Below are 15,117 nucleotides of genomic sequence, written 5' to 3'. Positions count from 1 at the left end.
CGTGGCGCCGGGGCAAGCGGGAAGGGGCGTTTCGGGTGGTCGAATGCAGCCAAAGCGGCCTCGCCTGCGGCTCGGGCCCCAGCAAGGCGGGGCGCTCTGTCCCTGCGGGACCATCGCGGGGACGGCCTGGTGGGCGTTGCGACCTGCGTCATACCGGTGCGCCCGCAGCTGTAGCGTCATCAGGCTCATGCGTCAGCATGAGCCATGCCCAACGACCGCGGACGACGCGAGGCGGTCCAGGTGGGCGGGAGGGGTTGCGATGTGGAAGAGCCCGGTGAGCCACGCGGGGCGCCCGTTTCATTGGATTGTCGCTTTGACAGAGAGATGTCTGCAGAAGGCGCGGACCGGCTTTCGCAACCTCGGATCGCCTGGAAATAGCAATGGGTTGATCGAGGCGGTTTGGGTCGGCATTGTCCACAGGACCTTTTGGTGTTCGATGAGGGAAAGGAAGTTCTTTTGGTCCGTTTTGATGTCTCGTTATGGAAGTGGCTTCGAATGTCCGTCTTGGCCGTGGGGGGGCTGGCTTTCGGGCTTCAGGTTGCGTCTGCCGAAACAACGACAGGATGCGCACCGCTGGAGAGCCCTGTTCCTGTCCTGGAAATGCACAAGGCCGATTTTCTCAACGCACGCTACCGCGAGTTCTTTGACTTTGCGGAACGTCATGTTGCCCCATCGGTCGGCACGGATGAACCGATGCAAAACTCTGTGGAGAGGCTTGAGGATGCCATTCCAGAGGGGTTTTCTCATTGCGCAACGATCATGAGTCAGAGGATATCCGAGCGGTTCGTCTCGGAAATCATTACCTTTATCGGTGCGGAGGGGCAGTCCCTTTACCTCGCATGGGACGCAACCAGACCCGACGGGGATTGGCGGATCGACAGGTTCCTGATTTCGGACAGGTTCGACAAGATCAGGCAAGCCTGGGACTGAAGGGAAACCGTCGATCAATCCAGGAGTGTTCGGGGAAGGTCGAACGACAACACCCGCGCAACTCCTTGCGCGGGCGATTGTTTCTTTGGAATTGCGCTAAAGCGCGCGTTGCGCCCTCAGACCTCTTCGATCCGGATTGCCACCGGATGGCCTTCGACCACACCGGTCTCCTCGAGCCCCGTCAGTGCCACGTCCAGGCTGTCGCGGGTGGTCTTGTGGGTGACGATCAGCACAGGCGCTGTCTTGTCCTCGTGCCCGTATTGGCGCATGCGGTCGATGGACACGCCCGCGTCGCCCAGGACCGAGGCCACCTTGGCCATGGCACCCGGCTTGTCCAGAAGCGTCATGCGCAGGTAATAGGGCGCGGATTTGGTGGCCTTCACGCCGCGCACGGGGCGCAGGGTGTCGGCGGGCTGGCCGAAGGTCGACACGGCAAAGCCGCGCGCCAGGTCCATCACGTCGCCCATGACGGCCGAGGCGGTCGGTCCTTCGCCCGCACCGGGGCCGCGCAACACCACCTGTCCGATGCTGTCGCCTTCGATCACCACCATGTTGGTGCCGCCTTCCAGCTGGCCCAGGGGTGAGCTTGCCGGCACCAGGCAGGGCGACATGCGCTGTTCCAGCCCGCGGCCGGTCATCTGCGCCACGCCCAGGAGCTTGATGCGGTAGCCCATGTCGGCAGCGTGTTCGATATCGGCGATCTGGATGCGCTGGATGCCTTCCAGCTCCATCGCGTCGAAATTCACCTGGGTTCCGAAGGCGATCGAGGCCAGCAGGGCGAGCTTGTGGCCCGCGTCGATCCCGCCTACGTCCAGGTTCGGATCGGCCTCGAGATAGCCCAACTGGTTGGCCTCTTCGAACACCACGTCATAGGGCAGGTCGGCATCATACATCCGGGTCAGTATGTAGTTGCAGGTGCCGTTCATCACGCCCATGACGCGGTCGATTTCATTGCCCGCCAACCCTTCGGTCAGGGCCTTGATCACCGGGATGCCGCCCGCGACGGCGGCCTCAAACCGCAGGATCACGCCCTTGGCTTCGGCGGCGGCGGCCAGTTCCTGGCCGTGATGAGCAAGCAGGGCCTTGTTGGCGGTGACCACATGTTTGCCAGCGGCAATGGCGGCCTCGACCGAGGCCTTGGCAGGGCCGTCATGGCCGCCCATCAGCTCGACAAAGACGTCGACGTCCTCGCGGGTAGCAAGGGCTACCGGGTCGGCCTCCCATGCAAAGCCCGAGATGTCGATGTCGCGGTTCTTGTTCTTGGTGCGCGCAGATACCGCGCTGATCGTGACCGGACGCCCGGAACGCGCCTCCAGAAGGGCCGCGTGTTTCTTGACGATCTTGACCACGCCGATACCGACGGTGCCCAGTCCGGCAATGCCAAGGCGAAGGGGTTGGGTCATGTCGCTCTCCCGTGGGTTTGGCTGATTTGTTCGGAGGTCTGTTACCCAAAGCGGGCAGGGGGTGCAATGTATAGAGCGCCCTATCGGGCGTGCCGGGCGACGGCTGCGCGCATTCGGTCACGGGCAGGGGCGTCCACGACGTCGCCACGTAGGCGGGCGGCGCGGGCCCGCAGGGCGGCCGCGCGGGCGGTGAGCGTGCCGGTTCCGAAGTCGTCCTGTGCCGCCGAAAGCCCCGCAAGCAGCGGGCCCAGCGGCACCAGATCCGGATAAGCCGCATCGCGGGCGCGTGCGGACAGGGTTGGATCCAGCCGCGGCGCGTCCGAACAACCGACGGCCAGTCCCAGGCAGGCTATCACAATGATCTGGCGCACTGATTTCCGGCCTTCTGTCGAGGGTTGCATGTCGCCCGGACCATAACGCTGCGGCGCGGGCAGGGGCAAGCGGGATTCCGGCGATGTTCGGTTGGTGGCGGAGAAGGGCTTGGCCTCGCCTGCGGCTCGGGCCCCAGCTAGGCGGGGCGCTCGTCCTGCGGACGTCGCGGTGCACGGCATGGCAGGCCCGATGCTGCCGAATGTTCTGCCGCGCCCGCCGCCATGGTGCGCCCAGGCTCATGCGATAGCATGAGCCATGCCCAACGGCCGCGGATGCCGTCAGGCGGCCTCGGCGGGCGGGAGCGCCACCGGAAAAATACGCAACGGGTTGATTTGAACGGTCGTTCAGTTACCATGATCCCATGGCCAGAAAGACCGGATCCCACAGCGAAATCACCGGACCCAGGGTGCGCGACGCCGCCCTGCGCCTGTTCGCGCGCCACGGCTTCGCTGCCGTTTCCATGCGCCAGATCGCGAGCGAAGTGGGGGTGCAGGCCGGCGCCTTGTACCTCTACACCAAGGACAAGCAAAGCCTGCTCTTCGATTTGATGAAGAGTCATATGGAGGAGCTGCTGGAGGCCTGGGTCGCCGAACCCAAGGGCGGCAGCGCCACCGAACGGCTCGAAGCCTTTACCCGTTTCCACATCCGCTTCCATCTTGATCGCCCCGATGCGGTATTCATCGCCTACATGGAGCTGCGCAACCTGGAGCCGGACAATTTTGCTAAGATCGAACAGCTGCGCCGCCGCTACGAGGATGGGCTCGAAGACATCCTGCGTGCAGGAGCGGAGGCGGGCGCATTCACCGTGCCCGATACGAAGCTCGCCACCTGGGCGGTCATTGCCATGCTGACCGGGGTGAACACCTGGTACCGTGAAGGTGGCCGCCTGTCGCCCGACCGGATCGAGGCGATCTACTGGGACATGGTACGCCGCTCCGTCGGGGCATGAGGGGCTTGGTGCGGTTCGCAAAAATCGGAGCCTGAAGGTGACGGACCCATTGAAGCGCAGCGCTTAAAACCGACACATTTCGTCGCGAACCGGCATTCTCTGCACGAAGCCCCCGCTTGATAATCCGCTCAAGGCACGGTTCACTCGACCGTGACACGGGGCGCGACTCGGAGGGACGTGACATGCGATATTCTGCCTGGGCCGTGTTCAAACAGGGGCTCACCGGCAACAAAGGATGGGAGAAGGCCTGGCGCAGTCCGGAGCCGAGATCCGAGTACGATGTCATCATCATCGGTGGCGGCGGTCACGGGCTGGCGACGGCCTATTACCTGGCTGCCAAACACGGCATCACCAATGTCGCGGTGCTGGAGCGCGGCTATCTGGGCGGCGGCAATGTCGGGCGCAATACCACCATCGTGCGCGCCAATTACAACCTGCCGGGCAACTCCGAATTCTACTCGCACTCGCTGAGCCTCTGGGAAGGGCTCGAGCAGGAACTGAACTACAACGTCATGCACTCGCAGCGCGGGATCATCAACCTGTTCCACTCGGACGGGCAGCGCGACTATGCGGCGCGGCGCGGGAACTCCATGGTCAACCAGGGCGATGACGCGATCCTTCTGGACCGCGAAGGCGTGCGCAGGCATGTGCCCTTCCTGGATTTCGACAATGTGCGCTTTCCGGTCTATGGCGGGCTCTATCACAAACGTGGCGGCACCGCGCGCCACGACGCGGTGGCCTGGGGCTATGCGCGCGGCGCCGACCAGCGCGGCGTCGACCTGATCCAGCAATGCGAAGTGACCGGGATCGACGTGGAAAATGGCCGCGTCACCGGCGTGCAGACCACCCGCGGCCCGATCCGCGCGGGGAAGGTCGCGATGGTCGCGGCGGGCCGGTCGAGCCAGGTCGCGGCCATGGCGGGCATGCGCCTGCCGATTGAAAGCCACGTTTTGCAGGCCTTTGTCACCGAGGGGCTGAAACCCGCGCTCGACACGGTGGTCACCTTCGGCATGGGGCATTTCTATATCAGCCAGTCCGACAAGGGCGGGTTGGTCTTCGGCGGGGACCTCGATTTCTACCCCTCCTACGCGGCGCGCGGAAACCTTCCCATGGCCGAACATGTGATGGAGGCCGCCATGACCCTGATGCCCGCGATCGGAAAATCTCGTGTCTTGCGCTCCTGGGGTGGTATCATGGACATGTCGCCGGACGGATCCCCCATCATCGACACCTGTCACATCGAGGGGCTGATCGTGAACACCGGTTGGTGTTACGGCGGCTTCAAGGCGGTGCCTGGCTCTGGCTGGGCCACGGCCCATCTTCTTGCCACGGGCCAGCCGCATGACAGCGCCGCGAAACTCCGTCTCGACCGGTTCGATACCGGTCGTGGCCTCATGGACGAGGAGGGAACCGGTGCGCAACATAACCTACATTAAGGCGGCCCTGACTGGGGTTCTGATGGGGGCGCCTGCGTTTGCGGCGGACCTCGACGGCTGCTGGACCCGCGCCTATGACAAGGACCACCTGATGGGCCAACCGGGCCAGGTGGTGGAAAAGATCATGTTCGGGGCCTTCCCCGGTGCTGACGGAACCTCGGCCACGGCCGATATGGTGGTGGTGGCGGCCAACCAGGGCCACGCGGCCAGCCAAGGACTCGGCGGGCAGAAACTGGTGCAGTTCCTGCTCTGCTACGCCGACAAGACCGCCAAGGCGGGCTGGCGTTGCGCGGTGGAATGCGATGGCGGAAGTCTAGAAATCACCCGGCTCGACGAAGACATGCTGGAATTCCGCACTGACTATCTGTTGATCGGCAACACCGATGGCTGTGGTGGGGCGCTGGACATTGCCGAGGCGCCCGGTCAGTTCGTGACATATCGTCTTTACCGGCCTTCGGGGCCGCATTGCGGTTGGGAGTAGACCATGCGCCTGCATTGCCCCCTTTGCGGGGAACGTGATCATCGCGAGTTCACCTATAAGAGCGTCGCGCTCGACCGCCCCACGGATGAAGGGTGGAGCGACGCCTGGAACGATTACATCCACCTGCGCGAAAACCCTGCGGGCCCGCAGGAGGAACTCTGGTGGCATGGCGCCGGTTGTGGCGCATGGCTGGTGGTGACGCGGGACAACCGCGATCATGCGGTGCTGGGCAGCCGGTTGGCAAGCGAGCGGGGCGGGGAGAGCTGAGAATGCGCGTACAGGGCAAGGGCCTCATTGACCGCAGCAAACCGGTGCGGTTCAGCTTCGACGGACGCGGCATCGTCGGGTTCAAGGGCGACACGGTGGCCTCAGCGCTGCTGGCCAATGGCGTGCGCCTGATGGGGCGGTCGTTCAAGTACCACCGCCCGCGCGGCGTTATGACCACGGGCTCGGAAGAACCCAATGCGCTGGTGACCACCGGGCACGGTGCGGCACAGACCCCGAATGTGCGCGCCACGGTGCAAGAGATCCATGACGGGCTGGAGATACGCAGCCAGAACGCGTGGCCCTCGCTGGAATCCGATCTGCTGGGACTGAATGACCTGATGTCTCCGTTCTTTTCGGCTGGGTTCTACTACAAGACCTTCATGTGGCCCGCGAAGTTCTGGGAGCGGCTCTATGAGCCGATGATCCGCCGTGCCGCCGGTCTGGGCGCGCTGTCGATGGAACATGACACGGCGCCGATGGAAAAGGCCTTTGCCCATTGCGATCTGCTGGTCATCGGTTCCGGTCCGGCCGGGCTAATGGCGGCGCTGACCGCGGGGCGTGCGGGCGTGGACGTGATTCTCTGCGAAGAAGAAAAGCACTTCGGTGGCCGTCTGCAATCGGAGGCCGAGGAGGTGGGCGGCAAGCCTGGCCCGGTCTGGGTCGACGAGGTGATGACCGAGCTCAGTATGATGGACAATGTGCGCCTTATGAACCGGACCACGGTGACCGGCGCCTATGACGGTGGCACCTATGGGGCGTTGGAACGGGTGGGGCTGCATCTGGAAAACCCCGACCTTCTGCCTCTGGAATGCTTCTGGCGCATCACCGCGCGCCGCGCAATCCTGGCGGCGGGCGCCCTGGAGCGCCCCGTGGCGTTCGCCAATAACGACCGGCCGGGGGTGATGATGGCCAGCGCTGTGCGTGGGTATCTGCATCGTTACGGCGTGCTGGCGGGCAGTCGCGTCGCGGTCTTCGGCAACAATGACGACGCCCACCGAACCGCGCGCGATCTGGTGGCCGCCGGGGTCGAAGTGGCCGCGCTGGTGGACAGCCGCCCTGACGCGCAGGTCTCCGGATGGAATATGGGGGATTTCCCGGTCTACACCGGCGCGCAGGTCATCGACACCAAGGGACGCAAGGCGCTCTCTGGCGTGACCGTGCAAACGCAATCTGGTCGACAGAATCTGGAGGCGGATTGCCTTGCGATCTCAGGCGGTTGGAACCCGACCTTGCACCTGGCTTGCCACATGAATGGTCGCCCTGTCTGGGACGACGAGAAGCAGGCCTTCGTGCCGAAATCCAACATGGTCCCAGGGCTGGAGGCCGTTGGCGCGGCCTCGGGTGTCTTTACCACCTTCGGTGCGCTTGCCAGCGGTATAGAAGCTGCGAACGATGCGCTCTATGTGCTTGGGAAGAAGGAGGTTTCCGTCGAAATGCCGTCGGCGGAAGACAAGCCTTACGAGGTTGCGCCGCTCTGGCATTGCGCGGGCGGCAAGGGCCGCGCCTGGCTGGATTTCCAGAACGACGTGACCGTAAAGGACGTGAAGCTGGCCGCGATGGAAAACTTCTCCAGCGTCGAGCATATGAAACGCTACACCACCCAGGGCATGGCGCCGGACCAGGGCAAGAACTCGAACGTGAACGCGCTGGCGGTGCTGGCGGATGCGACCGGACGAGGTATTTCGGAAACAGGAACAACGACTTACAGGCCGCCCTTCACGCCGGTCTCCATTGCTGCCATGGGCGCGGGAGCACGCGGCAAGGGCTTTGCGCCAGAGCGGTTCATGACCTCGCACAAGGCCACGGTCGATGCCAAGGCGCCAATGATCGAGGCCGGGCTGTGGTATCGCCCCAGCTATTTCCCGGTGGAGGGCGAAAAGACCTGGCGCGAGAGCTGTGATCGCGAAGTGAACATGGTGCGCCATTTGGTCGGGATCTGCGATGTTTCCACCCTTGGCAAGATCGATATCCAGGGCAAGAACGCCGCGGAATTCCTTGATTTCGTTTATACAAACATGTTCTCGACCCTCAAGGTCGGGCGCGTGCGCTATGGGCTCATGCTGCGCGAGGATGGTCATGTCATGGATGATGGCACCACCGCGCGGTTCGGGGAAAACCACTTCGTCATGACCACCACCACGGCTGCGGCGGGCCAGGTCATGGCGCATCTGGAGTTCGTGGCGCAGGTGTTGAAGCCCGATTGGGACGTGCACCTGGTGTCGACCACCGAACAATGGGCGCAATTCGCCGTGGCCGGGCCGAAGTCCCGCGATCTGCTGGACGCGGTGCTGGATCAGCCGCTGGACCCGGAGGCCTGGCCCTTCATGGCCTGTGGCGAGGTCTCGGTCGCGGGCGTCAAAGGACGGCTCTTCCGCATCAGCTTCTCGGGCGAACATGCCTATGAGATTGCCGTGCCTGCGCGCTATGGCGAGGGGCTTTGGCGGCTCCTGCTGTCTCAGGCCGCAGCCTTTGGTGGTGGGCCTTACGGGATGGAGGCGCTGAACGTGCTGCGCATCGAAAAGGGATTCATCACCCACTCGGAAATCCACGGGCGGGTGACGGCGGATGATATCGGCATGGGCCGCATGGTGTCCGCCAAGAAGGACTGTATCGGCAAGGCGGCGGCCTCGCGACCGGGCCTGTCGGGGCCGGAGCGCGAACAGCTTGTCGGTCTGAAACCCGTGGGGGCGGTGAAACAGCTGACCGCCGGGGCGCATCTGTTCAATGAAGGCGACGAGGCTGTGCGGGTGAATGATCAGGGCTATGTGACCTCGGTGGGGTTCTCGCCGACCTTGGGCACCACCCTGGGGCTCGGGTTCCTGAAGAACGGGCGGGCACGCCACGGGGAGCGCCTGCGCCTGGTCGATCATGTCAGAAATGTCGAAGCGATCTGTGAGGTCTGCGACCCGGTCTTCTTCGACCCGGAGGGAGGGCGCGTGCGTGGCTAGCCTGGTGGAAATGACCCCTTGCCGGGGGATGGCGCCGAAGACGATCGGCGCGGTGACCCTGTCGGAGGTGCTGCCGGGGGCGATTACATCTCTTTCGCCGTTGAAGGGCGCGTCGCTGGAGGTGTTGAAACAGACCCACGGGATGGCGTTCCCCGCTCCGAACCGCGCAACTGGAAAGGCCACCGCACGGGCGGTTTGGACCGGGCGCGGACAGGCGATGCTGATCGGGCCCGACCCCGATGCGAAGCTGGCGCAGGCCTTCGCCATGACCGATCAGTCGGACGCCTGGGCGGTGCTCAGGCTCGACGGGGCAGGCTGGCGCGAGATTCTGGCGCGGTTGACGCCCTTGGACCTGCGCGAAGGTGTCTTCAAACGCGGCCATACGGCGCGCAGTCAGTTGGGGCATATGAACATGTCGCTGACCCGTACCGGTGCGGAAGTGGTTGAAATCATGGTGTTTCGTTCGATGGCGGAAACGGCGGTGCATGAGCTGACCCAGGCCATGACCGGCGTGGCCGCGCGCGGCTGACAAAATTCTTCGAAGAATTTTGCCAAGAAAATTCGAATTTTCTTGTCGGCGCTGGACTTCACCGGAGCGCTTGACGATATAGTGCCTTATGTCCCTGCCGCCCGGTTTCCTTGATGAGCTTCGCACCCGCACGAGCCTGTCTCAGGTCGTGGGGCGCAAGGTCATGTGGGATCAGCGCAAGTCGAACCAGGGCAAGGGCGACATGTGGGCACCATGCCCGTTCCACCAGGAAAAGACCGCCAGCTTCCACGTCGATGATCGCAAGGGATTTTACTACTGCTTCGGCTGCCACGCGAAGGGCGATGCGATCTCCTTCGTGAAGGAGACCGAGAATGTGTCCTTCATGGAAGCGATCGAAATCCTGGCGGGTGAGGCCGGGATGCAGATGCCCGCCCGCGATCCACAAGCCCAGCAGAAGGCCGACCGGCGCACCCAACTGGCGGATGTCATGGAACAGGCGGTTCAGTTCTTCCGCCTGCAGTTGAAGACCGGGGCGGGCGCTGCAGCGCGCGACTACCTTGCCGGGCGGGGCCTGTCGGAAGCCGCGCAGGAGCGGTGGGAGATCGGTTTCGCCCCTGACGCCTGGCAGGGGCTGTGGGATCACCTCAAAGGCAAATCCGTGCCCGAGGACCTGATCCTGGGTGCGGGGCTAGCGAAACCCAGTCGCAAGGGCGGCAACCCCTATGACACGTTCCGCGGCCGCATCATGTTCCCGATCCGCGACGCGCGCGGGCGCTGCATTGCCTTCGGTGGCCGGGCGATGGACCCGAATGACAACGCCAAGTATCTGAACTCGCCCGAGACCGAGCTGTTCGACAAGGGGCGCAGCCTCTACAACCACGGTCCCGCGCGCGAAGCGGCCGGCAAGGGGCAGCCCCTGCTGGTGGCGGAAGGCTACATGGACGTCATAGCCCTGTCCGAGGCCGGGTTCGGCGCCACCGTCGCGCCTCTGGGGACCGCGATCACCGAAGACCAGCTGCGCCTGATGTGGCGCTTTGCCGATGAGCCGATCATTGCTCTGGACGGCGATACGGCCGGTTTGCGCGCTGCGATGCGGGTAATCGACTTGGCGCTGCCCCTGCTGGAAGCGGGCAAGAGCGTGCGCTTTGCCATCATGCCCGAAGGCCTAGACCCTGACGACCTGATCAAGGCGCAGGGGGCGGGGGCCATGCAGGCGCTGATCGACGCGGCGATGCCGATGGTCAAGCTGCTCTGGCAGCGCGAGACCGAGGGCAAGGTGTTCGACAGCCCGGAACGCCGCGCGGCGCTGGACAAGCAGCTGAGACAGGTGATTTCGCGCATTCAGGACCCGTCGATTCGCGAACATTACGGGCTGGCCATCAAGGACCTGCGCTGGGAGCTGTTTCGCGGCAATCGGGGCGGTGGCTCCGGGCAGGGCGGACGCCCGGATGGGGGGCAGCGTCGACCCTGGCGCAAGGGGCCCGCACCGGTGCAGCAATCGACCAAGGGCTCGGCCCTGGCAGCGGGGGACAATGCGGACCTGCTGCGCGAGGGGGTGATCCTGGCGGTGCTGGTCACGCGGCCCGACATGTTGGGCGAGGTCGAAAGCGCCTTCGAACGCACCCATATGTCTACGCCCGACCACCAGGTCTTGCAGAACCTGATCCTGCGCCACGCCCAGGAAGGGGCAGAGGCGCTGCGCGAAAAAATCGATGAAATCGCCCCCGGAGCCCTTGAAAAACTCTTTGCGCCCAGCCACGTACGCATTGCACCCGCGATCCGACACCCGGACGATGCCGAAATGGTCCTGACCTGCCTGACCGAAGAGCTCGCCAAACTCGAAGCGATCCGGGGCGCCCGCGCCGAGACAGACGACGCGATGCACGATATCGAAGCGATGGCCGACGAGGGCCTGACCTGGCGCCTGACCCAGGCCGCCGAGGCACGCAATCGCGCGATCCGCTCGGAGGGCGAGGACAAGTCCGTCTTCGACGTGGGGGACAATGGCGCGCTGATGGATCGTGAGGAACGCCGCGAGCTCGACGCGCTGCTCAGCAAGCTCGATTTTTCCAAGCCCAAGCACCGGGGATAGGGCGCTTTGGTCACAGGAAAACAAGGGCTAAATCGAAATGGGGATTATCGACTTGGCGAATCAGTGAAAGACGGAAATGATTCGTCAATTCGAATCACTGATTCGTGCAGCCGACCGCACCCGCGACCGACATCTAGCCAAGGAGAGCCGCATGGCCGCCAAGGACACCGCCAACGACCGCAAGGACGACGACCAGGAAAACGAACCGATGGTCGACATGAGCCAGGCCGCGGTCAAGAAGATGATCGCGGAGGCCCGGGAAAAAGGCTACATCACCTACGACCAGCTGAACCAGGTTCTGCCGCCCGATCAGGTCTCGACCGACCAGATCGAGGATGTGATGTCGATGCTCAGCGAAATGGGCATCAACATCATCGAGGATGAAGAGGCCGAAGAGGCCGAAGAAGACCAGAAGACCACCGCCGTTGCCACCACCGCCCAGGGCGGGCGTGATGTGACGCTGGCGGGCGCCGAGACCGAGAAACTCGACCGCACCGATGACCCGGTGCGCATGTACCTGCGCGAGATGGGCTCGGTTGAACTGCTGTCCCGCGAGGGCGAGATTGCGATCGCCAAGCGCATCGAGGCCGGCCGCAACACGATGATCTCGGGCCTTTGCGAAAGCCCGCTGACCTTCCAGGCCATTACCATCTGGCGCGACGAACTTCTGTCCGAGGACATTCTTCTGCGCGACGTCATCGATCTGGACGCCACTTTCGGCAACCAGATGGAGGATGACGACGAGGAAGAGGAAAGCGTGCTGGACGGCGCCGCCAACACCAACGCCGCCGCTGGCAAGACCGAGAAGAAGGATGAGAGCCCTGAGCTCGACGCCGATGGCAACCCGATTGCCAAGGATGACGACGAGGATGACGAGGACGAACAGGCCAACATGTCGCTGGCCGCGATGGAAGCGGCGCTGAAGCCCAAGGTCCTGGAGACCCTGGAGTTGATCGCGCGCGACTATACCAAGCTGTCCGAAATGCAGGACCTGCGCATGTCCGCCACGCTGAACGAGGACGACAGTTTCTCGAAGCGCGAGGAAGACGAGTACCAGAAACTGCGGGCCGAGATCGTGCTGCTGGTCAACGAACTGCATCTGCACAACAACCGGATCGAAGCGCTGGTCGACCAGCTCTACGGTATCAACCGCCGCATCATGTCGATCGACAGCTCGATGGTGAAACTGGCCGACCAGGCCCGCATCAACCGTCGCGAATTCATCGAGGCCTATCGCGGCTACGAACTGGACCCGACCTGGCTGGACCGCATGTCCGAGAAACCGGGTCGTGGCTGGCAGGCGCTGATCGAACGTTCGACCGACAAGATCGAAGGTCTGCGCGGCGACATGGCCCAGGTCGGCCAATATGTCGGCGTCGACATCCCCGAATTCCGCCGCATCGTGCAGCAGGTCCAGAAGGGCGAGAAGGAAGCACGCCAGGCCAAGAAGGAAATGGTCGAGGCGAACCTGCGCCTGGTGATCTCGATCGCCAAGAAATACACCAACCGGGGCCTGCAATTCCTTGATCTTATTCAAGAAGGTAACATCGGCCTGATGAAGGCGGTCGACAAGTTCGAATACCGCCGCGGTTACAAGTTCTCGACCTACGCGACCTGGTGGATCCGCCAGGCGATCACCCGCTCGATCGCCGACCAGGCCCGCACGATCCGTATCCCGGTCCACATGATCGAGACGATCAACAAGCTGGTGCGCACCGGTCGCCAGATGCTGCACGAAATTGGCCGCGAGCCGACGCCGGAGGAACTGGCCGAAAAGCTGCAAATGCCGCTCGAGAAGGTGCGCAAGGTGATGAAGATCGCCAAGGAGCCGATCTCACTCGAAACGCCGATCGGCGACGAGGAAGACAGCCAGCTCGGCGATTTCATCGAGGACAAGAACGCGGTCCTGCCGCTGGACTCGGCCATTCAGGAGAACCTGAAGGAAACGACAACCCGCGTGCTGGCCTCCCTGACCCCGCGCGAAGAACGCGTGCTGCGCATGCGCTTCGGCATCGGCATGAACACCGACCACACGCTGGAAGAGGTGGGCCAACAGTTCTCGGTCACCCGCGAACGCATCCGTCAGATCGAGGCGAAGGCTCTGCGGAAGTTGAAACATCCGAGCCGCTCGCGCAAGCTGCGGAGTTTCCTGGATCAGTGATCAAAGCGCCCCCGCAAGGGGGCGTTTTTGTTTGAGGTATTTGTTAACTTGACTCTGGGTTGAGTGACCCCATCTCTGACTCGCATTAGCTGAGAGGAGATTGAGATGGCTTTTTCTTATAGAGAAACGCAAATCGTCAAAGGGATGCTGGCGCGAGGCGACAAGCAACATGACATCGCGTCTTTCTTTGGTGTCAATGGAGGCCGCGTGGCGGAGGTATCGACTGGAAACTGCGACTACCCGAGTGCCACCCCATTGGCAGAAGATAAACTTCCCCCTCCGGGCCCTTATGTTGGTGCAAAGACGGTATTCGAGGTCAAAGAGATACTGGAGGGCGCAAAGGCCCTAGTGAAAGAGGCAGGGGACGACTCGGAGGAGGCTGCCGTATGTATTGACGCAATCTCCGAAGCCATTTCAAAGCTCTAGTATGGGTACGTGAGTTAGGTCACTGGGGGCATGATTGTAGCCTGATGATCGTCCCGCCCGGCGGCACCGCCGGGCAGCGCCCGACCGCCCCGTTTTGCCGGAGGCAAACCTCCGGTTTGACGGGCGGGCGCTTCTCGCCCACCCGCGGTCGGGCGTTGCCCTCATTGGCTTATGCAACCGCAGTCCTTACCCCCTCAAATGCTCCTCGAAAAACGCCACCGTCCTTGACCAGGCGAGCTCCGCCGAGGCCTCGTCATAGCGCGGGGTGCTGTCGTTGTGGAACCCGTGGTTCACGCCCGGGTAGATATGGGCGGTGTAGGTCTTGCCGTGTTCGATCAGTGCGGCCTCATAGTCTGGCCAGCCCGCGTTGATACGCTCGTCCAGCTCGGCGAAGTGCAAAAGCAACGGCGCCTGGATGCGGGGGACATCTCCGGCAGAGGCCTGGCGGCCGTAGAAAGGCACGGAGGCCGCCAGTTCCGGATAGGCCACCGCCAGCGCGTTGCAGACCCCGCCGCCGTAGCAGAAGCCGACGCAGCCGACGCGGCCGGTGCTGTCGGGCCGGGTCATCAGGTGCTCGGCTGCGGCGAAGAAATCGTTCATCAGCATGTTGCGGTCCACGGTGCGTTGCAGATCGCGGCCCTCGGCGTCATTGCCCGGGTAGCCGCCGACCGATGTCAGCCCGTCCGGCGCCAGCGCCAGAAACCCGGCCTTGGCGACCCGCCGCGCCACGTCCTCGATATAGGGGTTCAGTCCGCGGTTCTCATGTACCACCAGCACGGCGGGCAGGGGGCCGGTGGCCTCGGCGGGCTTCACCTGATAGGCGCGCACGTCGCCATGGCCGTTGGGCGAGGGGTAGGTCACATATTCCGGCAGGATGTCGGGGTCGTTGAACGAGACCTGCTCGGCCAGCGCGTAATCCGGGCTGAGCATGTTCAGAAGCATCGCGGCGGTCACGCTCCCCACGGCAAAGCGCCCGGCCTTGTCGAGGAACTCGCGTTTCGTGATGATCCCGTGCGCGTAGTAGTCGTAAAGGTCCAGAAGTTCCTGGTCGAAATCCTTGGCTGTCATACGTGTCATGTCGATCCTCCCAATTGGGCGTGATTTTACCACGCGGGCGGGTGCGCCTTCGGTGACGATCCCGTGAGCATACCTCCACAGGCCG

At 63.7% G+C, this 15,117-nt stretch carries 13 protein-coding genes; 10 read left to right on the top strand and 3 right to left on the bottom strand.

The genetic code is table 11. The features are described from left to right. The first annotated feature begins 429 nt into the window (after nucleotides 1-429). Entirely contained in the window at nucleotides 430-930 is a 501-nt protein-coding gene (locus tag ACO07D_RS18405; RefSeq protein ID WP_421704386.1) for a hypothetical protein, read from the top strand. Between the two features lie 116 nt (nucleotides 931-1,046). Here ACO07D_RS18405 and ACO07D_RS18400 read toward each other — a convergent pair whose 3' ends face one another. Then, nucleotides 1,047-2,333, bottom strand: coding sequence for a homoserine dehydrogenase (locus ACO07D_RS18400; RefSeq protein ID WP_421704385.1), 1,287 nt, complete (start codon nucleotides 2,331-2,333; stop codon nucleotides 1,047-1,049). A gap of 80 nt (nucleotides 2,334-2,413) precedes the next feature. Continuing rightward, nucleotides 2,414-2,704, bottom strand: a complete 291-nt coding sequence (locus ACO07D_RS18395) for a hypothetical protein (RefSeq protein WP_421704384.1) — start codon at nucleotides 2,702-2,704, stop codon at nucleotides 2,414-2,416. 362 nt (nucleotides 2,705-3,066) lie between these two features. Between ACO07D_RS18395 and ACO07D_RS18390 the strand changes: the two genes are divergently transcribed. The 9 genes from ACO07D_RS18390 to ACO07D_RS18350 all read left to right on the top strand — a co-directional run bounded on the left by ACO07D_RS18390 (nucleotide 3,067) and on the right by ACO07D_RS18350 (nucleotide 13,955). Continuing rightward, nucleotides 3,067-3,654, top strand: coding sequence for a TetR/AcrR family transcriptional regulator (locus ACO07D_RS18390; RefSeq protein ID WP_421704383.1), 588 nt, complete (start codon nucleotides 3,067-3,069; stop codon nucleotides 3,652-3,654). A gap of 182 nt (nucleotides 3,655-3,836) precedes the next feature. Then, nucleotides 3,837-5,090: a sarcosine oxidase subunit beta family protein gene (locus tag ACO07D_RS18385; protein ID WP_421704382.1), complete on the top strand. Its 1,254-nt coding sequence runs from the start codon at nucleotides 3,837-3,839 to the stop codon at nucleotides 5,088-5,090. Beyond that, entirely contained in the window at nucleotides 5,068-5,571 is a 504-nt protein-coding gene (locus ACO07D_RS18380) for a hypothetical protein (RefSeq protein WP_421704381.1), read from the top strand. Before ACO07D_RS18385 ends, ACO07D_RS18380 begins: the two co-directional genes overlap by 23 nt. Nucleotides 5,572-5,574: 3 nt before the next feature. Then, the gene (locus ACO07D_RS18375; protein WP_421704380.1) at nucleotides 5,575-5,838 is read left to right on the top strand and encodes a sarcosine oxidase subunit delta; all 264 of its coding nucleotides are present in this window, start codon (nucleotides 5,575-5,577) and stop codon (nucleotides 5,836-5,838) included. 2 nt (nucleotides 5,839-5,840) lie between these two features. Beyond that, nucleotides 5,841-8,786, top strand: a complete 2,946-nt coding sequence (locus ACO07D_RS18370; RefSeq protein ID WP_421704379.1) for a sarcosine oxidase subunit alpha family protein — start codon at nucleotides 5,841-5,843, stop codon at nucleotides 8,784-8,786. 28 nt (nucleotides 8,787-8,814) lie between these two features. Then, nucleotides 8,815-9,315 (top strand): sarcosine oxidase subunit gamma, encoded by a 501-nt coding sequence (locus tag ACO07D_RS18365; RefSeq protein WP_421704378.1) that lies wholly within the window; start codon nucleotides 8,815-8,817, stop codon nucleotides 9,313-9,315. A gap of 88 nt (nucleotides 9,316-9,403) precedes the next feature. Further along, complete coding sequence (gene dnaG, locus ACO07D_RS18360; protein ID WP_421704377.1) at nucleotides 9,404-11,368, top strand: DNA primase; 1,965 nt, start codon at nucleotides 9,404-9,406, stop codon at nucleotides 11,366-11,368. A 151-nt stretch (nucleotides 11,369-11,519) separates the two neighbouring features. Next, nucleotides 11,520-13,529, top strand: coding sequence for an RNA polymerase sigma factor RpoD (gene rpoD / locus ACO07D_RS18355; RefSeq protein WP_421704376.1), 2,010 nt, complete (start codon nucleotides 11,520-11,522; stop codon nucleotides 13,527-13,529). A 105-nt stretch (nucleotides 13,530-13,634) separates the two neighbouring features. Next, nucleotides 13,635-13,955: a hypothetical protein gene (locus tag ACO07D_RS18350; protein ID WP_421704375.1), complete on the top strand. Its 321-nt coding sequence runs from the start codon at nucleotides 13,635-13,637 to the stop codon at nucleotides 13,953-13,955. 186 nt (nucleotides 13,956-14,141) lie between these two features. Here the strand turns inward: ACO07D_RS18350 and yghX are convergent, their stop codons facing one another. Then, on the bottom strand, nucleotides 14,142-15,032 hold the full coding sequence (gene yghX / locus ACO07D_RS18345) for a YghX family hydrolase (protein ID WP_421704374.1): 891 nt from the start codon (nucleotides 15,030-15,032) through the stop codon (nucleotides 14,142-14,144). Nucleotides 15,033-15,117 lie beyond the last annotated feature (85 nt).

It is taken from the genome of Aliiroseovarius sp. (assembly GCF_965228805.1).
Taxonomy (GTDB): domain Bacteria; phylum Pseudomonadota; class Alphaproteobacteria; order Rhodobacterales; family Rhodobacteraceae; genus JASBTN01.
This window is presented reverse-complemented; position numbering and strand designations above follow the sequence as displayed.